Consider the following 18,480-nt stretch of genomic DNA (forward strand, 5'->3'; position numbering starts at 1 on the left):
ACTGTTGTCGGGCAGCTCAGGAGTGTCAATGCCTCCCGGAACCGGTTTCGGCACCGGTTCCGGAAAATCGCAGCTCAGGGCCGGTCAGCCGGCGAAGTTCCGGAACTGAGAGAGCGCTTCCCGAACCTTCCTCGCCAGCTCGTTCACATCCATCGGCTGCATCGTGTCGACATCGAGCACCGGCCCCACCCCCAGCGGCGGCATCTCATCGCCCCACAGCTCGTCCTCACTCCGCCGCCGGTCGAGATGCCGTTCGTCGCGCACCCGCCGGTGATAGCGCTCGCGCGCCAGATCCAGCTCGGCCCGGCACCGGATCTCCACGAACGGACCGTCCAGACTCCGCACCAGAGGCAGCGCATAGGGAAACCAGGTGCTGTCGACGACCGCTGCCGGACACCCCCGGGCCGCCCGCAGCACCGCATGTACCGCTGCCACCCCGAGCCGCCGTGACCGCTCCACACTGGCCGGCGCCCCGAGCGCGTCCATCAGGGCTTCCTTGATCTCATCCTTGGACAGATAGGCGAAGCCCAGCTCCTCGGCGAGCCCTCGCGCCACCGTCGTCTTCCCGGACGCAGGCCACCCACCGACAAGCACATATCCACGCACAGCAATATTGTGCCCACGCACAGTCAGTTCAAGCTCGGCGCACCGAACCCCACAACATCCGCACCGTGGAACGGCGCAGCCCACGCGGCATCCGCTCAGCCGGCCGCCGGACCGGATCCGTCTCCCCCAGCCGGGCCCACAGCCTCTCCTCCACCCACGGTCCGCCTGCCCACAGCGGCTCCCGCCGCGTCAACCGCGCATAAGCCGGACCGAACCAGCACCACACCGGCGGCGCCGGCGGCAATCCCAGCCACTCCCCGAGCGGCGCCAGAAAAGGCTCCTCCGGTCGCTCGGCCGGCCCGTAGACCGTCTCACCGTCCAGCACCGACCCGCCCGACGTCGAGACTGACGCATAGATGGTGGCCGGATGGGTGAGCGCCAGCACGAACCCCCGCAACCGTTCATCGTCCGGCGGCAGCTCGACCGAGAGCGAGTGCGCGGCAGTCGGCCCATGGGTGCGCGGCCGGCGGGCGGCGATCGACGCGTGATGCACCGGCCCGGATCCGGCCAGGAAGAACAGTCCCTCGGTCTCGCCGAACGCCGCCCGGAACCCATCGGTGCCGTCCCGGTCCAGGCGGCCCGGCAACGGTTCGTGAGCGCCGAACCGCCGCGGCAACGCCTCCGGCAGATGCTCCTCGGCCGCCGCCAGCCATCGCGCGGCGATGTCCGGGGACGCCTTCGCGCGCTCGTACCACCGCACCACCGTCAGGTCGATCTTGCGCTCCGCCACGGGGCGAGCGTACGGACCGCCCGCCAACCCGGTCGACAGCCGCCGGGCGCACCGGAAGAATCCGGGCGTGACGACCGAGCGGACACCCGTGCTGTGGGTGTGCGGCATGCCGGGTGCCGGCAAGACCACCGTCGCCTGGGCGCTTCACCAGCAGCTGCCCGGCACCGGCTTCGTCGACATCGACCAGCTGAACATGTGCTTCCCGGAGCCGGCCGGCGATCCCGGCCGTTTCCGGATCGCGGCCGAGAACCTCAGCGCCGTGGTGGCGGGGCACGCGGCGGCCGGGGCGCGGGCCGTGATCGTGTCGGGCGTCGACGACCCGGAGCGGGGCGTGCACGCCGACCTGCTGCCGAACGCCACGGTGACGGTCTGCCGGCTGCGCGCCGACCGCGCGGTGCTGCGCGAGCGACTCGTCGCCCGCAACGCCGCCGAGGACTTCATCGCCGGGGCGCTGCGGGCGGCCGAGGCCGACAGCCGTGGTCTCGACACCAGCGGTCTCTCGGTGGCCGAGGTCGTCGCCCGGGTCCGGGAGCAGACCGAGGGCTGGGCCGACCGGCGCGATCCGGGCGCACCGGCACCGCACCGGCCCCCGGCCGACGGGCCGGTGCTCTGGGTGTGCGGGCCCACCGGCGCCGGCAGGTCGGCCGCCGGCCACGCGGCGTTCCTGCAGTCCCTGCCCGGGGCCTTCGTCGACCTCGACCAGATCGGCTTCTTCCCCGGCGGCCACCCGATGCGGGCCGGCATCCTCGCGCGCATGTGGAGCGCCTTCCGTGCGGCCGGCGCGCCACGCCTCACCGTCGTCGGCCCGGCCGACGACCAGGCGGCGATCGAGACCTACCGGCGCGCCCTGCCCGCGGCCACGGTGACGGTCTGCCGGCTGCACGCCTCCCCCGCGGAGCTGCGGCGCCGCGTCCTGCTGCGCGGCCGGGGCGGCAGCTGGGCGGAGCCGGGCGACCCACTCGCCGGGCGCTCCACGGCGTACCTGGCCGGGATCGCCGCGAAGGCCGCGGCGGATGCCGCGGCCTTCGACCGGGATCGGCTCGGCGACGTGCGGGTGGACACCGACGGGCTGACCGTGCGGCAGGCCGCCGACGCGATCCTCAGTTCCAGTCGTCGATGCGCACGTCGCGCGGAGCCGGCTCCCCCGAGCCCGTCTCCACGCGCCTCTTCAGGCTCATCAGGAACTGGCCCCACTTCGTCGAGCAGTGGTGCATGAACTCGACCGGCTCGCGCCACCCCTCGTGCTTGAACAGCACGATGGTGTAATCGCCGTCCTGGCGCAGATCCCAGTGGATCGTGGTGCCGACCCACTCGGGCGGCCCGTCGACCACGCGCCACCGGACTTGCGAGGCCGGCCGCTCCCGTTCGATCTCCATGTCGAATCCGCCCGCCTTGAAGCGGAACTGCAGCACCCCGTCGACGAGACGGGTCTCCTCGGTCCACCACCCCGACAGGCCGTCGACGGTGGTCAGTGCCTCGAAGACGCGCTCGGGCGAGGCGTCCTTGATCCCGACGCGATGAAGAATGTCCGGCATTACTTCTCCTCCTGGGTTTTCTGGATCGCCTCGGCGATCCGCTTGATGCGCTGCAGTCGGGCGTCCCACGCGGTGCCGACCGAGGCCAGTTGGGCAGCCGCCCGGGCGAGCTGGACATCGTCGACCTGGAAGCGGCGCTCCCGGCCGGCCGGCGCCGACCGGACCAGGCCGGCCCGGTCGAGGACGGCGAGGTGCTTGGCGACCGCCTGCCGGGTGACCGTCATGCGGTGACTCAACGTGGTGGCCGTGCCGCCGCCGTCGGTGAGCAGCAGGTCGAGCATCCGGCGGCGGGTCGGGTCCCCGATCGCCGACCAGAGCTGATCGTCCACCGACGAGAAATCGCTGCTCACGACCGCGCGACGGGTCGTACGCCCAAAGTTGCGACGTAAGGCGCGAGGCGCGGCAGGAAGAACGACCACCCCTGCTCGTGCGCGTGGAACTGCTCCTCGAGGACCGCGACCTCCCAGCCCATCTCCCGGAACCCGGTCTCGGTCATCCGCAGCAGCGTGCCGCCGTCCTTCGCGCTCAGCTCGAACGTGACCAGCAGCGAGTTGCCCGCGGCGGCGACCGACCCGGCCGGGTGGGTCCACCGGAACGAGAACAGGTCGGGCGGCCGCACGTCGACGACGGCGAACGACTCGACCGTGTCGCCGAACGAGATGGTCCCGCCGGCTCCGGGCGCGACGTCGTAGGAAGCCTCGTCGGGCCACCACTGCGCCACGTGCTCCGGCTTGCTGACCACTGCGAAGACGACGTCGGGTGACGCGTCGATGTAGATCTCCCGCTCGATGGCGCCGTACTCCATGACTCCTCCTGCAACCTTTGGTTGCACATGACATTAGCGCAACCAAAGGTTGCAGGACAAGGCCCGTAGGCTGACGCGGTGCGCGCGCCAGCCTGAACGTGTCAGCGAATCACCGAGTCCCCAGCGTTCTGGCCCGGCCTGCACGGCGACTCACCGGCGCTGCGGGTCATCCGGATCGCCCGGGTGCTGCGGCTGGTGCGCCTCTCCCCGGCCTGCGCACCATCGTCACGGCGCTGCTGCGCAGCCTGCCCGGCGTCGGCGGCTTCCTCGCGCTCGCGCTGGTGACGCTCTACGTGTACGGCACGGGCGGCATGGAGCGGTCGCGGTGGACCCTCGTCCACTACGTCCTGATCACGGTGAACCTGCTGCTCAACATCCTGATCGCGGTCATCGTGAACTCGATGGAGGAGGCCCGCCGCCTGGAGATGACCGAGGCGCTCGGCAAGGACGAGGACCACGACGGCGTGCCCGACGAGATCGACCGCATCATGGTCAGTCAGCGCCTGGACGACCTGCGCGAGCTCATCACCGAGCTGGAACGGGACCTGCGCCTGGACCGGATGGAGGGCGCGGATCAGCAGCGACCACGATCATCCGGCGGTGGCCGGCCGTGAGCGGCTCGCCGTCCTCCCCGTGCCCGGCGACCGTCGCGAACCCGGCGGCCCGGCACCAGTCGCGGATCTCCGGGAAGCCGAACAGCCGCTTCACGAACGTCAGCTGCCGCGCCCGCCCGTCCCTGATCACCGTGCGGGTCACCTCGAAACGGCCGGTCAGCGCGTCGAGCACGTGGCTGTCCACCAGCATGTCGCCGTCGTCGCGCCGGGCAGTGATGCGCGACGGCGTGTAACTGCGGAGGAACCCGATCATGTTGTCGAGGTCCATCGCCAGCCGCCCGCCCGGCCGCAGCACCCGCACGATCTCGTCGAGCACCCGCCTGTTCACCACGTCGTCGAAATAGCCGAACGCCGTCGACCAGTTGACCACCCGATCGAAGCGCCCGGTCCACGCCGCGGGCAGCGACCGCATGTCCCCGCCGACGAACTCGGCGTCACCGGACGCGCGCGCCCGGGTCAGGAACACCTCCGACGAGTCCAGCCCGGTCACCCGGCACCCGCGGGCGGCGAGCGCGTTGGCCAGCGCGCCGTGGCCACAGCCCAGATCGAGCACGCTCATCCCGGGCGCGAGGTCCAGCAGCCGCCAGACCAGGTCGGGCGCACCGTCCACCATCCCGGGCACCGCCGGCCCGTGCGTCGGTGCCGACGACGGACCCGCCGCCGCGAAGAAGTGCAGATAGTCGTCGTCATACATGGCCGCGGCGTCGAAAAGGTCCCCCGTCACGGTGCCGACGGTAGGCACTGATCGCCGCCGGGGCAACACGAAATAGGGTGGAGCGGCAACCTAGGAATCCGATGGGAGAAAAGATGACCGGGCTCATCCCCGACGAGCTGCGAGACCTCCTCGAGCGGCCGCTCTTCGCCGACCTCGCGACCGTCCGGGAGGACGGCACCCCGCAGAACAACCCGATGTGGTACGCCTGGGACGGCGAGTTCCTGAAGTTCACGCACACGAACTTCCGGCGCAAGTTCCGCAACATCCAGGCCAACCCGGCCGTCGCGGTGTCGATCATCGACCCCGCCGACCCGTACCGCTACATCGAGATCCGCGGCGTCGTCGAGCGCATCGAGCCGGACCCGACCGGCGCGTTCTACGTCGAGCTGGCCAAGCGCTACCAGGCGCCCTTCGGCACCGACGCCCCGAAGGACGCCGCCGACCGGGTGGTCTTCCACGTCCGCCCCACCCAGATCGGCAAGCGCTGACCCACGCTCACCCGGCGCCTGGCGACAGGCGCCGGGCCCACGTCGTACGACCCACGGCCGGTCCCCTGCCCACACCGCGACCGCCCGCCCGCTCCCGGCCGCCGATCCTGTGTGTGAAGTTGCGCCCACGGGTGCACCCGAACTTCACACAGCCGGACGGTCAGGCCGTGACGATGTGGCTGAGCAGGGCCCGGACCGCGCCGGCCGGTGGGGTGCGCGGGCCGGTCCAGATGGCCCGCAGCTCGCGTCGCAGGTCCAGGTCGGTCAGCGGCACCTCGCGCAGCCGTCCGGACCGCAGGTCGTCGCCGACCGCGAGGCGGCTCACCACCGCGGGCGCCGCGCCGGCGAGGACCGCCGCCCGGACAGCCGCCGCTGTGGACAGTTCCAGGGCCGGCGCCGCCTGGGTGAAGCCGGTGGTGTGCAGCGCGGCGGTCAGGAAGTCACGGGTCCCTGAGCCCTCCTCGCGCGTCACCAGCGCCGTCTCGGCCAGCACCGCGGCCCGCACACCGGCCGGCCGCGCCCACGGATGGCCCGGCGGCACCACCAGCACGAGGTCGTCGCGGCCGACCACCCGGCTGCGCACGCCGGGCGGCACGGTCGGCCCCTCGATGAAGCCCAGGCCGGCCGCGCCGTCCCGGACGTGGTCGATCACCTGATCGCTGTTGGTCGCGGTGAGCACCACCCGGATCGGCGTCTCGCCGCGCCGTGCCGCCTGGGCGTGCAGGCTGACCAGCCAGCCGGGCAGCAGGTGCTCGGCCACCGTGAGGCTGGCGCTGACCCGCAGCGTGCTGCGGCCCTCGTCGCGCAGCGCGGCGAGCCCGGCGTCGACCTCGGCGGCCAGGTGCAGCAGCCGGTCGGCCCACTGGGCCACGACGACGCCCTGCGGGGTGAGGCGGGTGCCGCGCGGGGTGCGCGCGGCGAGCCGGACGCCGGTGCGGGCCTCGAGCGCGGCGAGCCGCGCGGAGACCGCCTGCTGGGTGAGCCCGGCCTCGCGGCCGGCGGCGCTGAGACTTCCGGTCCGGGCCACTGCGAGGAGGATCTCCAGGGCGGCGAGGTCCGGCATGCGCGGGCTCAGGGTCACAAGCTTTGATCGTACGCGGTCACAAAGGCGCCTTGTGACTCCACAAGAACGGGGCCGCTACCGGATCGCCGGCGACCGGCGGAAGGTGGTGACCGTGAGCTACTCCCTGGCCCCCAACTGGTTCGCCGCCGTGATGGGCACCGGCATCGTCGCGATCGCCGCCGTGTCCCTTCCGGTCGGCGGGCTGCGCCCCGCCGCTGTGTTTTCTCCGGTGGCCGGGCTGCGCCCTTTTGCCACCGTGGTGTGGCTGCTCGCCGCCGCGCTGCTCGCGGTACTCCTCACCGCTGCCGTGCTGCAGTGGCGGCGCCACCCGCACGTCGCCCGCGGACACCATCGGGACCCGGCGACCGCGGACTTCTACGGCGCGCCGGCGATGGCGCTGATGACGGTCGGCACCGGGGCGCTCCTGCTCGGGCCGGACCTGCTCGCCCACGTGGGCCTCGGGCCCCGGGCGGCGGTCGCGGCGGCCTGGGTGCTGTGGACGGCCGGGACGGTGGCCGGGCTGGTATGCGCGGTGGCCGTTACCTGTCTGCGGTTCACCCGGCACACCGGCGGCATCCCGTCGGGTGGCTGGCTGGTGCCGGTGGTCCCGCCGATGGTGTCCGCGGCCGGCGGGGCGCTGCTCGTGCCGCACACCCCGGCCGGGCAGCCGCGGCTCACGCTGCTGTTCGCCTGCTACGCGATGTTCGGGCTGAGCCTGATCGCGGCGCTCCTGGTGATCACGCTGATCTGGCAGCGGCTGGCCGTCGGGACGGCCGGACCGGCGGCGACCGTCCCGACACTGTGGATCGTGCTGGGCCCGATCGGCCAGTCGATCACCGCGGCGAACCTGCTCGGCGCCGCGGCGGAACACACCCTGCCCGCCGGCCAGGCCAGGGCCTTCGCCGCGTTCGGTGTCGTCCTGGGCGTACCCCTGTGGGGCTTCGCTCTGCTCTGGGCCTGCCTGGCCGCCGCCCTGACCGTGCGCGCCGCGCGCGACCACCTGCCGTTCACCCCGGCCTGGTGGTCGTTCACGTTCCCGGTCGGCACCTGCGTCACCGGTACGTCGGCCCTGGCGACCCAGACCGGCGCCGTCCTGTTCCAGGTGGCCGCGGTGGTCATCTACACCGGCCTGACCGCCGCCTGGCTGACCGTCGCCCTCCGCTCCGCGGCCGCCCTCACCACCGCAACCCGCAACCACCCCCCAGTGTGTGAAGTTGCGCCCACATAGCGACCCGAACTTCACACACCCGCCCGCCCAGCGTGTGAAGTTGCGCCCACCACGGGGCCCGAACTTCACACAGTGACCACCGCTTCAGCCCGGCGGCCGCGCTGCGGCCTCGGGTGGGCAGCAGATCGCGTGGTGCCGGCGGGACGATGTGGAATCGGCGATGGCGGCGAGTCGCGTACCGAAACGGTTGCCGGAAAGCGGGACCGAGGTCAATGCCGGAAGCCTCCCACGATGTCGGTGAGGTCCGCCGCCCGGCGGGTCAGCTCGTCCGCGGCCACCCGGGTGGTCCGGGCACCCTCGGCCGTCGTGGCCGCGACCTCCGCGACGCCGGACACCGTCTGGGCGACGTCGCCGGCCGCCGACGATGTCGCGCAGCCGGCTGGTGGTCGCGTTGAGCGTGGTGCCCAGCTGACCGAGCTCGTCGCCGGAGCGGACTTCGGCGGTCGCGGTGAGATCGTCCTGCTCGACGCGGCGCAGCACGCCGACCACCCCGGCGAAGGCGTGGCCGATCGAGCGGGCGACGTAGACGCCGGCCGCGAGGGAGACGGCCACGCCCAGGACGAGCACGGTGATCAGCAGGTTGCGGGAGCTCTGACAGGTGTCCTCGGCCTCCTGCGCGCTCGCCGCAGCCTGGTCCCGTTCCATCCCGTCGAGCGTGGTCAGCGCGTCCCGGGCGGCGAAGAAGGCGGGCCGAGCCTCTCGACGGCGGCCGTCGTGGCCTGATCGCTCAATGAGGGAACCGGCCGAATCCCGGCAGCATCCGGTCGGTCAGCGACCGGGCGGTGCCCACCTGCGCCTCGGCCCGCCGCCGCCGTTCGGCGATCACCGCGATCAGCAGGAACCACGGCTGGGTGCCGGGCGGCGGCGGTGGGCTGACCCGGGCGGCCACCTCGGTGGCCAGCTCGGTGCCGATCCGGTCCCGGTGCGGTTGGCGGATCCGGTGCTCGCGGGCCAGGAACTGCCGCACCGACAGCGCCAGGTCGTCACCGATCGCGGAGAGGTCGGCGACGCCTGCCCACTCGGACAGGTGCAGCGGCATCGGCGGGACCGACTGCCACGGCACCGGGCGGCGCACGTGCACGACCAGGGTGCCGGCGGCCAGGTCGCCGAGCCTGCGGCCCCGGCTCGACGAGAGCATCGTGCCGAGGCTGACCACCCAGGTGACCAGCGGCAGCAGCAGCCCCGGCCACTCCACCGCCAGGCCGACCAGCGCCCGGGTGAACGCGTGCCGCAGCCGGATCGGGCCGCCGTCCTCGCGGATCACCCGCAGCCCGACGATGAGCTTGCCGATGCTGCGGCCGTTGGTGAGGGTCTCGATCACCGTCGGGTAGAGCAGCACCACCGTGATCAGCGCGACCCGCCACCACGTCGACAGGAACGCGTCGTCGATCAGATCGCCGGGCAGCGACGCCAGCACCACCGCGGAGAGCGCGAACAGCAGACCGCCCAGCACGAGCTGGCCGATGATGTCGAAGAGCAGGGCGAGCGCGCGGGAGCCGAGCCGGGCCGGCCGCAGATCGATCTCCACGGCCTCCGCGTTGGTCAGCACACTCACCCGCCCAGTGAACACGATCGTCACCGGCCGGACATCGGCGGATAGGCTGCCGCCGTGGATCTCGACGCGTACGTCCTGGAGCGCGCCGGTGAATGGGACCGGATGGAGGAGCTGGCGCGGCGCCGGCGCCTCTCCGCGGACGAGGCCGACGAGCTCGTGGTGCTCTATCAGCGCGCCACCACCCACCTGTCGGTGATCCGCAGCCGGGTGCCCGACCCGGTGGTGGTCGCCGACCTGTCCCGCCAGCTGCTCGCGGGCCGCGCGGCGATCACCCGCGGCAGCCGGTTCTCGTGGCGGTCGGTGGGGCACTTCCTGACCGACGGCCTGCCCGCCGAGCTGTACCGGGCCCGCCACTGGTGGATCACCCTGGGTCTGCTGCTGGTGGCGCTGGCCACCGCGCTGGCTCTCTACATCGCCGAGAACCCCTCGGTCGCCGCTTTGTTCCTCTCCACGGCGCAGCGCGAGCAGCTCGTCCAGCAGGACTTCGTCGGGTACTACAGCGAGTTCCAGGCACAGAACTTCGCCGCTCAGGTGTGGACGAACAACGCGCTGTTGACCGCGCAGTGCATCGCCGCGGGGGTGCTCATCCTGCCGGTGGTCTACCTGCTCGGCGTCAACATGTTCAACGTGGGCCTGACCGGTGGAGTGATGATCTCGGCGGGCGCCGGCGACACCTTCCTCACCTATCTGACGCCGCACGGCCTGCTGGAGCTGACCTGCGTCTTCGTCGGGGCCGGGGCGGGACTGCGGATCGGCTGGGCGTGGATCGCGCCCGGGCCGTCGCGGACACGCCGGCAGGCCCTCGCGGACCGGGCGCGCAGCGGCATGCTGATCGCTGTCGGTCTCACGGCGGCGCTGCTGGTCGCGGGGGTGGTGGAGGCGTACGTCACGCCGGCGCCGGTCCCGGCCTGGGCACGGATCGCCGTCGGCGCCACCGTGTGGGTGCTGTTCCTGCTCTACGCGCTGGTGCAGGGGAGCCGGGCGGACGCGCGGGGCTCTTCAGGTGGCGCCGGCGCGAGCAGCTGAGGCAGGATCGGTCCATGAACGATTTGGGACGGTATGGACTGTGGGTTCCCGGGCAGATCTGGCCGGAAGACCCGGACACGATCGCCGACGCCGCACGGGAGATCCAGAACCTCGGGTACGGGACACTGTGGATCGGCGGCAGCCCCCGCGACGACCTCCACCTCGCCGAGGCGGTGCTCGCAGCCACCGACACGCTCGTGGTCGGCACCAGCATCGTGGACATCTGGACCAGTGACGGCGACACGCTGGCCGCCTCGCACGCCCGGATCCGGGAGCGGTTCCCGAACCGGTTCTACCTCGGTGTCGGCTCCGGCCACGCGCCCACCGCCGAGTCACAGGGCCAGTCCTACACCAAGCCGCTGACCCGGTTGCGCGAATTCCTGACCGGCCCGCTCGCGGACGTGCCCGCCGGCGAGCGCATGATCGCCGCCCTCGGGCCGAAGACGCTGGAAGCCGCCGCCGAACTCACCGCCGGCGCCCTGCCGTACTTGATGCCGCCCGCCCACACCGCCGACGCCCGCCGGATCCTGGGGGACGGCCCCCTGCTCGCCCCGGAGCAGAAGATCTTCCTCGGCACCGATCCCGCCGCGGCCCGCCGGGCCGGCCGCCGGGCGCTCAAGCTCTACCTCTCCCTGCCCAACTACACACGACAGCTGCAGCGGTACGACCTGAGCGAACCGGACCTGGCCGGCGAGGGCAGCGACCGCTTCATCGACCAGGCCGTGGTCTGGGGCGACGCCGACCGGATCCGCGCGGGTATCGGCGCCCACCTCACCGCCGGGGCTGATCACGTCGCCGTGCAGGTGCTGACCGAGGGCGGGATGCCGGGCGAGCTGCCTCGCGCCCAGTGGCGGCAGCTGGCCGAGGTGCTCGGGATCTAGCGCCCGTCCCGGTTCCGCCCGGCCGAATGATCGGGATCGGGCGCACGTCCGCGTCCCCGCTCCGGGCCGCGGGCGCCCGTCCGTCTCCCGTTCCGGGCCGCGGGCGCCCGTCCGCCTCCCGCTCGGCGCCCGGGCGCCGGAGCCGGCCGACCTATGCTGGGCAGCCTGCGCCGCGTCAGGTCCGGCAGCCGTACGCGGCTGCCGGACCTGACCGCCCGCCGACACCGGCGGATCGCAGCCGTCCGACAGGGGAAGCTTCTTGACCACCGCACCAGAGACCGTCACGCCGCCGGACACGAGCGGCCCCGAGCCGCACCGGCCGGAGCTGAGCGCCGCCGACCGTACCCTCATCGGCCTGTTGGTCTTCTCCGCCTTCGTGGTGATCCTCAACGAGACCGTGATGTCGCTCGCGCTGCCCCGGCTGATGGCCGACCTGCAGATCTCCGCGGCCACCGGTCAGTGGCTCACCACCGGCTTCCTGCTGGTGATGGCCGTGGTCATCCCGGCGACCGGCTTCATCATGGAGCGTTTCACGGTACGACAGATCTTCGTCGCCGCGATGGGCCTGTTCAGCCTCGGCACCGCCGTCGCCGCGGCCGCGCCCGGCTTCGAGCTGCTCCTGCTCGGCCGGGTCGTGCAGGCCGTCGGCACCGGCGTGATGATGCCGCTGGTCATGACCACCGCGATGAACCTGGTCCCGGCACACGCCCGCGGCCGGATCATGGGCGTCATCTCGATCGTCATCTCGGTGGCCCCCGCGATCGGCCCGACCGTCTCCGGGCTGGTGCTGTCCCGGCTGAGCTGGCGCTGGCTGTTCCTCGTGGTCCTGCCGATCGCCCTGGTCACGCTCGCGCTGGGCGCCGTGAAGGTGCGCAACATCACCACCACCCGGCGCGCCCACCTGGACGTGCTGTCCCTGCTGCTCTCCGCGGCCGGGTTCGGCGGCCTCATCTACGGCCTGTCCAGCCTTGGCGAAGCGGCCGGCCACGCCCCCGTCGCCCCGTGGATCCCGATCGCCGGCGGTCTCGTCGCGCTGACCCTGTTCGTGTGGCGGCAGCGCTCCCTGCAGCGGGCAACCGACCGCTCCCCCCAGCTTGCTACCGACAGCTCCCCGCAGCTCGCAACCGACGCTCCGCGGCAACTTGCTACCGACCCCTCCCCGCAGCTCGCCAGTCGCGAAGGCGACGCCCGCGGTCCGCTGATGGACCTGCGGGTGTTCGCCCACCGCTCCTTCACGATCAGCCTGCTGGTGCTCGTGACCGGCTTCGTCGGGCTGTTCGGGGCGCTGATCCTGCTCCCGATCTATCTGCAGAACGTGCACGGCACCGGCACCCTCGAAGCCGGCTTGCTGGTCCTGCCCGGCGGCGTGGCGATGGGCGTGATGTCGCCGATCGTCGGGCGCCTCTATGACCGGTTCGGCCCGCGCCCGCTCGTGCTGCCCGGAACGGTGGCGATGAGCGCGTCGCTGTGGCTGCTCTCGACGGCGGGGCCGGGCACGCCGCTGCCGCTGGTCGTCCTCTTCCACATGCTGCTGACCGCCGGGCTGGCCACGCTGATCACGCCGCTGATGGCGTCGGCCCTCGGCGCCCTGCCGTCCGAGTTGTACGGGCACGGCAGCGCGATCCTCGGGACGTTGCAGCAGCTGGGCGGCGCGGCGGGTACGGCGCTGTTCATCACGGTGCTGTCCAAGACGACCACGGCCCGCGTGGCCGAAGGGGCGGACACGCTGTCGGCCACCGCAGACGGTGTGCAGGCGGCGTTCGTCCTGGGCGGGGTGGTGTCGCTGGTGGCGGTCGCGCTGTCACTCCTGATCCGCCGTACCGAGCCGCTGCCGGGCGCCCACCTCCCCGCCCACTGACCGCTGCCTGACCTGGCACTCACGCAGGATCCCGGGTCGGGATCATGCGTGGTTGCCGGCCGGAGCCGCGAGGTGGGGGCTGGAGGCGGAGCGAGAGCCGGAGGCGCGAGGGCGGCTGAAGGGACGAGGGGTGGCTGCAGGCGCGAGGGTGCGGTCCCGGGGAGGGCAGCGCGGGGGTCAGAGGCGGCCGGTGGCCTTGAGGAGCAGGTAGACGTCCGCGACCCGGCCCGCGAACGCCCCCACCTCAGCGTCCACAACGGTGGCCCCGAACCGCCCCAGCACCTCGCGGACCCGATCACGTTCGGTCAGGACCCGTTCGGCCGCCGCGGCCACGTGCACGTCCGCCGCGGTGGCAGACTCGGGGATGCGGGACAGGCGGGACACGGCCGGGTCCCGTACCCCCGCGACTATGATCTTGTGCCGCGCCGTCAGGCGGGGTAGCAGCGGCAACAGGCCCTCGATCATCGGCGCCGGCTCCAGGGCGGTGAAGATGACGACCAGGGACCGTTTCCGATCCCGGCGCAGCAGGTCCCGGCCGAGCATCGCGTAGTCGGTCTCGGCCGGGGCGGCCTCCAGCGCCGACATCGCCTCGATGAGGCGGGCCACCTTGGTGCGGTGGCCGCCGCCCTCGATGCGGGCGCGGACCGTGCTGTCCATGGCGAGCAGGTCGACCCGGTCGTCGGCACGGGCGGCGAGCACGGCGAGCAGCAGCGCGGCGTCGATCGCGGCGTCCAGGCGGGGCGCGTCGCCGATCCGGACGGCCGAGGTGCGCCCGGTGTCCAGCACGCACACGAGCCGGCGGTCGCGTTCGGGCCGCCAGGTGCGTACCACCACGTCGTTGTGCCGGGCGCTGGCCCGCCAGTCGATGGAGCGCACGTCGTCGCCGATGACATATTCGCGCAGCACGTCGAACTCGGTTCCGTGGCCACGGCCGCGGGCCACCACCGAGCCGTCGATGACGCGCATCCGGGCGAGTTTCTCCGGCAGGATCCGCCGGGACGGGAAGCGTGGCAGCACCCGCAGTGTCCACGGCGGCGTGAGGTTGTCGTTCCAGCCGCGGCGCCGCTGCCGGTACGCGATCCCGAGCGGCCCGTACGACCGCACCGTCACGCGGACGGCGGGCCGGTCGCCGTGCCGGACGGGGCGCAGGGTGCTGGTCAGGGCAGCCGACGACCCGCTCTCCAGCGTGACGTCGTGCTGGGCCGGGCCCGCCCCCGCCGACGGCACCCAGCTGTCCCGCAGCCGCAGGCGCAGCGCCCGGGGGCCGGTGTTGGTAACGATCAGTGTCACGGTCGCGGTGCCGCCGAGCCAGACTGTGCGGTCACCGTCGCGGCGCAGGCGCACGCCGGTCAGCGGTCCCGCGACGGCCGCGTCGGCGAGGGCGACCAGGACCGCGACGACGACCACGCCGAGCAGGCCCGGCCACGGCCAGGGCAGCAGGGCCGGCACCGGGATGCCGGCCGCGAGCAGGACGGCGAAGCGCCGGGTGACCATGTCAGCGCGGCGCCGGGACGGTGGCGAGCACGCCGGCCAGGGTGGCCTCGACGGTCACACCGTCCAGTTCGGCGTCGGCGCGCAGCCGCACCCGGTGCCGCAGGACCGGTACGGCGTACGCCTTGACGTCGTCCGGGATGACATAGTCCCGGCCGCTCAGCCAGGCGTACGCCTTGGAGACGGCGAGCAGGGCGGTCGCGCCGCGTGGCGAGGCACCCAGCTCCAGGGCCGGGGTGTTCCGGGTGGCCCGGCACAGGTCCACGATGTAGGCGAGCACCGGCTCCGCCACCCCGATCCGCTGCACCGCCGCCCGCCCGGCGGCGAGTTCGGCCGGCCCGGCCACCGGGGTCACACCGGCCGCTTTCAGGTCGCGCGGGTCGAACCCGTGGTGGTGCGCCCGCAGCACGTCGAGCTCGTCGTCGCGTTCCGGCAGCGGCACCGACAGCTTGATCAGGAACCGGTCCAGCTGCGCCTCCGGCAGCGGGTACGTCCCTTCGTACTCGATCGGGTTCTGGGTGGCCGCCACCAGGAACGGCTGCGGCAGCGGCCGGGGTGTGCCGTCGACGCTGACCTGGCGTTCCTCCATCGCTTCGAGCAGGGCCGCCTGGGTCTTCGGCGGCGTCCGGTTGATCTCGTCGGCGAGCAGCAGGTTGGTGAAGACCGGTCCGGCCCGGAAGTTGAACGCCGCGGTGCGGGCGTCGTAGACGAGGGAGCCGGTGACGTCGCCGGGCATCAGGTCGGGGGTGAACTGCACCCGTTTCGTGTCCAGGTTCAGCGCCGCCGCCACGGCCCGGACCATCAGCGTCTTGGCCACGCCCGGCACGCCTTCGAGGAGCACGTGCCCGCCGCAGAGCAGCGCCACGACCACGCCGCCGACGACCGCGTCCTGCCCGACGACGGCCTTGCCGACCTCGGTGCGCAGGCGGCTCAGCGCGAGCCGGGCCTGTTCGTGTTCGGACGTCACGGGGTTTCTCCTTCGAGCGGGCGGTGGATGACGGCGTCTTCGAGGTCCTGCAGCGACCGGGCGGCGGCCACCAGGTCCTCGTCGAATCGGGGCTTCCCGCCCTCGAGGACCTGCTGAACGTACTCGGCGGGCAGACCGGCGGAGGCGGCGATCCGGTCGGCACCGGCGTCGGCGGGCAGGCCGAGATGTTCGGTGATGCGGCGTCGGGCCGCTTCGCGCAGGATGGCCAGCGACCGGCTTCGGGCCCGGGCCCGCTGGTAGAGCCGGCCGTGGCCGAGCATCGTCTCGTGGGCCGGCACCCGGGACGGCAACGGCTCGGTGACCGGGCTGCCGAGCCGCCGGGCCGCGGCCGCGGCGAACGCGATCGCGACGAGCAGGATCAGCAGCGCGGTCGCCCAGAGCGCCGGCGGGAAGGCCTGGGCGAGTGGGCTGTCCCGCAGCGACTGGCCGGCCTCCTCCCCCTCCTGCCCGGGTTGCTCCTGCGTCGGCGCCTCGGGCGGCGCCTGGTCGCGCTCGGGCGGAAAGGCGTCGTCGGGATAGCCCGTCTCCTCGGCGTCCGGCGGCGCCTGCGGGTCCCGGGTGGGCTCGGTGGTGGCCCGTGGTTCCGGCACCACGGACGGCCGCGGTGGCACGTCGCGCGCATGCAGGTCGAGCCACACCACCCGGCGGTTCTCGGCCAGCAACGCGACCGCCAGCGAGGCGTTGGTGTGCTCCCCGATCCGGTCGTTGCGGAACGGGTCGGCCGCGCCCGCGAGCGTGACGTGATATCCGTCCTGCGTGAAGCGCAGCACCCCGCCGCCGTAGCAGAGCGTCCCGGCCTCGGTGGTGTACTCGTGGCGCAGCACCGCCGCACGACCGGCGGCGACCGGTTCGGCGCAGGCCGGGTCGGCGGGCGCGGCCGCCCAGCGGGTCCGCCGGACGTCGGCCGGCCAGCCGCGGGACTCCAGGATCTGCCCGTCCGCGCCGACCAGCACCAGCCGTGTCCCGGCCGGCACGTCGGTGCTGCTCGTCAGGGTGTCCAGGTGCGCGTACCCCGGGGTGGGGATGAAGACGGTGACCGGCGTGACCGCGTCCTGGGCGGCGGCGAGCGCCTCGGCGGTCGTGGTGCGCCGGTCCACCTCGACGCCGCGTTCCCGGAGCATCCCGGCGAGCGCGGCGCCGCCGATGTCCGCGGTGCTGACCGGCGACAGGTACGCCGGGTCCGCCGGGTCGGGCTGTTCCACCGCGTGCACGATCAGGGTGCCGCCGACCAGGGTGAGCAGCACCAGGAACGGCAGGACGGCACGCGTCCGGCGCCTCATCGCGTCGCTCCCAGCGCCGAGCGCACCTCACCGGTGAGCCGGCGCATCCGTTCGTCCTCGTCCGCGCGGGCGGCGAGCCGACCGTACCAGATCTGCGAGAACAGATCGGTGGCGCCGTCCAGGGCCGGTCCCAGCGGTGGCCGGTTGGCCGCGGCGACCGCGCTGAGTTCGGCGGCCGTCCAGCCGGGCTGCGGCTGGACGACTCCGGCGCGGGTCAGGTCGGCCACGGTGTCGCGCAGCCGCTGGCGGATCGCTTCCGCGTAGCGGCCCTCGGCGGCCAGCCGGTCGGCCAGCGTCAGGTCGGGCGGTGCCGCGGCCGCCGGGGTGTCGACGACCGGTTGCGGCCCGGCGGACGGCTGCTTCGGCGCGGCCTGCTTCCGCGCGCGCCGCCAGAACAGCAGCCAGGTGAGCAGGCGGCGCCAGTTCCAGGCCGGCCGGGCGGCCCGCGGCGCTCGCGGTGCGCGTCGGCGGCGCCGCCATCGAGGCAGCCGCAGGCGCAGGCGCAGGTTGCGCATGCGACGCGCGACGAGCTTCGGAATCGTCAACCAGGCGGGGTACGAGTACCAGAGCACCGACGTCAGCAAGGTGACGCCGAACAGCACCAGCAGCAGGACCCGTGGCGGCACCACGTCCAGGACGGACGCCACCCACTCGTCGTACCCTCTCACCGGGGCGCCACCAGCGCGGCCGTCTCGTCCTCGCCCCGGCTGCGGCTGCGGTTGATCGCGATGTCCAGCCCTTCGGTGCGGATCCTCGTCTCCACCAGCAGCACCGCGTCCAGGCAGGCCAGCGCCGCGTACGCCACGGTGTTCGCGAGGGCCCACGCGACCGGCACCGCCCACGCCACCCAGTCGCCGCTGACCGCTCGGGTGAACGTCGTCGCCACCGCGATCCAGCCGACCCCGAGCGCGAGCCGGATCGCGAACCAGACGAAGTAGCCGAGCAGCCGGATCCAGAACGCCCGCCCGCCGTCGCGGGCCGCCAGCGCCGACGAGCGGGCCAGCGCGCGGAACGGGCCGCGCACCCGGTCCAGGGTCAGCACCGGGACGGCCAGACCACACAGTCCGTAGAGGAACAGCCAGGGGGCGAACCCGAACAGCGCGGCCGGCCACGAGAGCGCGCCCAGGATCGCCACCACGATCAGGACGGGTCCGGGCCGGGTCCGCGCCCACAGTGCCTTGTCCGAGACCCGGCGGCCGAGCAGGGAGGGCCCGACGGCGGCGCCCGCATAGGCCCCGAGCAGCGCGATGACCACCGTCTCGACGGTGACGCCGGTGGCGACGATCAGCCACCAGGGCCCGATGTCGTCGTCCCAGCTCGGCAGGTACGTCGGCGCGGTCAGCCCGGCCTGCGCCCGCATCACGGCGAGCAGCGCCTGCTCCCCCGCCGCGAGCACCGCGGCCGTGCACAGCAGGGGCACGGCCCGCTCCCGCAGCAGCGAGGCGGCCGCGTCGAGCACCTCACCGGCGGTCATCGCGCGCAGCGGCAGGGCGGGCGGGAACGCCGTCCCGTCGTCGCCCGCGCCAGCCCGCATTCCGGCGATCCTAAGTGATCACCCCAGCTCGCGCGGTCCGGGTGCCACCCTGAAGAGGCCGGAGCCGCCCACTCGCCCTCAAC

Annotated in this window: 21 protein-coding genes; 7 read left to right on the forward strand and 14 right to left on the reverse strand. The window is 73.4% G+C overall.

Annotated elements, in window-relative coordinates; all coding sequences use genetic code 11:
- Positions 1 to 84 precede the first annotated feature (84 nt).
- Complete coding sequence (locus AC0NH5_RS12670; RefSeq protein ID WP_474403024.1) at positions 85 to 690, reverse strand: P-loop nucleotide/nucleoside kinase family protein; 606 nt, start codon at positions 688 to 690, stop codon at positions 85 to 87.
- Entirely contained in the window at positions 635 to 1,336 is a 702-nt protein-coding gene (locus AC0NH5_RS12675) for a hypothetical protein (RefSeq protein WP_474403026.1), read from the reverse strand. Before AC0NH5_RS12675 ends, AC0NH5_RS12670 begins: the two co-directional genes overlap by 56 nt.
- A gap of 67 nt (positions 1,337 to 1,403) precedes the next feature.
- Between AC0NH5_RS12675 and AC0NH5_RS12680 the strand changes: the two genes are divergently transcribed.
- A complete protein-coding gene (locus AC0NH5_RS12680) occupies positions 1,404 to 2,552 on the forward strand; it encodes an AAA family ATPase (protein ID WP_474403028.1) in 1,149 nt (382 codons plus the stop codon).
- On the opposite strand, the gene AC0NH5_RS12685 is transcribed toward AC0NH5_RS12680, so the two are convergent.
- The 3 genes from AC0NH5_RS12685 to AC0NH5_RS12695 are packed head-to-tail and all read right to left on the reverse strand — an operon-like array spanning position 2,437 to position 3,676.
- A complete protein-coding gene (locus AC0NH5_RS12685) occupies positions 2,437 to 2,871 on the reverse strand; it encodes an SRPBCC family protein (protein WP_474403030.1) in 435 nt (144 codons plus the stop codon). The two genes, AC0NH5_RS12680 and AC0NH5_RS12685, sit on opposite strands and share 116 nt — an antisense overlap.
- On the reverse strand, positions 2,871 to 3,221 hold the full coding sequence (locus AC0NH5_RS12690) for an ArsR/SmtB family transcription factor (RefSeq protein ID WP_474403032.1): 351 nt from the start codon (positions 3,219 to 3,221) through the stop codon (positions 2,871 to 2,873). Before AC0NH5_RS12690 ends, AC0NH5_RS12685 begins: the two co-directional genes overlap by 1 nt.
- Positions 3,218 to 3,676, reverse strand: a complete 459-nt coding sequence (locus AC0NH5_RS12695; protein WP_474403034.1) for an SRPBCC family protein — start codon at positions 3,674 to 3,676, stop codon at positions 3,218 to 3,220. Before AC0NH5_RS12695 ends, AC0NH5_RS12690 begins: the two co-directional genes overlap by 4 nt.
- Before the next feature lie 98 nt (positions 3,677 to 3,774).
- Between AC0NH5_RS12695 and AC0NH5_RS12700 the strand changes: the two genes are divergently transcribed.
- Positions 3,775 to 4,290, forward strand: coding sequence for a hypothetical protein (locus tag AC0NH5_RS12700; RefSeq protein WP_474403036.1), 516 nt, complete (start codon positions 3,775 to 3,777; stop codon positions 4,288 to 4,290).
- On the opposite strand, the gene AC0NH5_RS12705 is transcribed toward AC0NH5_RS12700, so the two are convergent.
- A complete protein-coding gene (locus AC0NH5_RS12705; protein ID WP_474403038.1) occupies positions 4,202 to 5,014 on the reverse strand; it encodes an SAM-dependent methyltransferase in 813 nt (270 codons plus the stop codon). The two genes, AC0NH5_RS12700 and AC0NH5_RS12705, sit on opposite strands and share 89 nt — an antisense overlap.
- A gap of 83 nt (positions 5,015 to 5,097) precedes the next feature.
- Between AC0NH5_RS12705 and AC0NH5_RS12710 the strand changes: the two genes are divergently transcribed.
- Complete coding sequence (locus tag AC0NH5_RS12710; protein ID WP_474403040.1) at positions 5,098 to 5,493, forward strand: PPOX class F420-dependent oxidoreductase; 396 nt, start codon at positions 5,098 to 5,100, stop codon at positions 5,491 to 5,493.
- Positions 5,494 to 5,653: 160 nt separating this feature from the next.
- Here AC0NH5_RS12710 and AC0NH5_RS12715 read toward each other — a convergent pair whose 3' ends face one another.
- Positions 5,654 to 6,574: a LysR family transcriptional regulator gene (locus AC0NH5_RS12715; RefSeq protein ID WP_474403042.1), complete on the reverse strand. Its 921-nt coding sequence runs from the start codon at positions 6,572 to 6,574 to the stop codon at positions 5,654 to 5,656.
- Positions 6,575 to 6,668: 94 nt separating this feature from the next.
- On the opposite strand from AC0NH5_RS12715, the gene AC0NH5_RS12720 reads away from it, so the two are divergent.
- Positions 6,669 to 7,784, forward strand: a complete 1,116-nt coding sequence (locus AC0NH5_RS12720) for a TDT family transporter (RefSeq protein WP_474403044.1) — start codon at positions 6,669 to 6,671, stop codon at positions 7,782 to 7,784.
- Positions 7,785 to 7,868: 84 nt separating this feature from the next.
- Here AC0NH5_RS12720 and AC0NH5_RS12725 read toward each other — a convergent pair whose 3' ends face one another.
- Both AC0NH5_RS12725 and AC0NH5_RS12730 read right to left on the reverse strand, forming a co-directional pair.
- Positions 7,869 to 8,429, reverse strand: coding sequence for a HAMP domain-containing protein (locus AC0NH5_RS12725; protein WP_474403046.1), 561 nt, complete (start codon positions 8,427 to 8,429; stop codon positions 7,869 to 7,871).
- A gap of 82 nt (positions 8,430 to 8,511) precedes the next feature.
- Positions 8,512 to 9,339, reverse strand: coding sequence for an RDD family protein (locus AC0NH5_RS12730; protein WP_474403048.1), 828 nt, complete (start codon positions 9,337 to 9,339; stop codon positions 8,512 to 8,514).
- A 54-nt stretch (positions 9,340 to 9,393) separates the two neighbouring features.
- Between AC0NH5_RS12730 and AC0NH5_RS12735 the strand changes: the two genes are divergently transcribed.
- From AC0NH5_RS12735 to AC0NH5_RS12745, 3 genes are all read left to right on the forward strand, one after another.
- The gene (locus AC0NH5_RS12735) at positions 9,394 to 10,365 is read left to right on the forward strand and encodes a stage II sporulation protein M (RefSeq protein ID WP_474403050.1); all 972 of its coding nucleotides are present in this window, start codon (positions 9,394 to 9,396) and stop codon (positions 10,363 to 10,365) included.
- 14 nt (positions 10,366 to 10,379) lie between these two features.
- Positions 10,380 to 11,246: a TIGR03620 family F420-dependent LLM class oxidoreductase gene (locus AC0NH5_RS12740; RefSeq protein ID WP_474403052.1), complete on the forward strand. Its 867-nt coding sequence runs from the start codon at positions 10,380 to 10,382 to the stop codon at positions 11,244 to 11,246.
- Positions 11,247 to 11,505: 259 nt separating this feature from the next.
- Positions 11,506 to 13,104, forward strand: a complete 1,599-nt coding sequence (locus AC0NH5_RS12745; protein WP_474403054.1) for an MDR family MFS transporter — start codon at positions 11,506 to 11,508, stop codon at positions 13,102 to 13,104.
- Positions 13,105 to 13,281: 177 nt separating this feature from the next.
- Here the strand turns inward: AC0NH5_RS12745 and AC0NH5_RS12750 are convergent, their stop codons facing one another.
- Genes AC0NH5_RS12750 through AC0NH5_RS12770 form a run of 5 tightly spaced genes read right to left on the reverse strand, consistent with a single transcriptional unit; the run spans position 13,282 to position 18,397 of the window.
- Positions 13,282 to 14,598: a DUF58 domain-containing protein gene (locus tag AC0NH5_RS12750; protein WP_474403055.1), complete on the reverse strand. Its 1,317-nt coding sequence runs from the start codon at positions 14,596 to 14,598 to the stop codon at positions 13,282 to 13,284.
- Between the two features lies 1 nt (position 14,599).
- Entirely contained in the window at positions 14,600 to 15,562 is a 963-nt protein-coding gene (locus AC0NH5_RS12755; RefSeq protein ID WP_474403056.1) for an AAA family ATPase, read from the reverse strand.
- Positions 15,559 to 16,863, reverse strand: coding sequence for a DUF4350 domain-containing protein (locus tag AC0NH5_RS12760; RefSeq protein WP_474403058.1), 1,305 nt, complete (start codon positions 16,861 to 16,863; stop codon positions 15,559 to 15,561). The genes AC0NH5_RS12755 and AC0NH5_RS12760 overlap by 4 nt, the downstream gene beginning before the upstream one ends.
- Positions 16,860 to 17,531, reverse strand: coding sequence for a DUF4129 domain-containing protein (locus AC0NH5_RS12765; RefSeq protein ID WP_474403060.1), 672 nt, complete (start codon positions 17,529 to 17,531; stop codon positions 16,860 to 16,862). Before AC0NH5_RS12765 ends, AC0NH5_RS12760 begins: the two co-directional genes overlap by 4 nt.
- The gene (locus AC0NH5_RS12770) at positions 17,528 to 18,397 is read right to left on the reverse strand and encodes a hypothetical protein (RefSeq protein WP_474403062.1); all 870 of its coding nucleotides are present in this window, start codon (positions 18,395 to 18,397) and stop codon (positions 17,528 to 17,530) included. Before AC0NH5_RS12770 ends, AC0NH5_RS12765 begins: the two co-directional genes overlap by 4 nt.
- Positions 18,398 to 18,480 lie beyond the last annotated feature (83 nt).

It is taken from the genome of Actinoplanes sp. 13 (assembly GCF_056134165.1).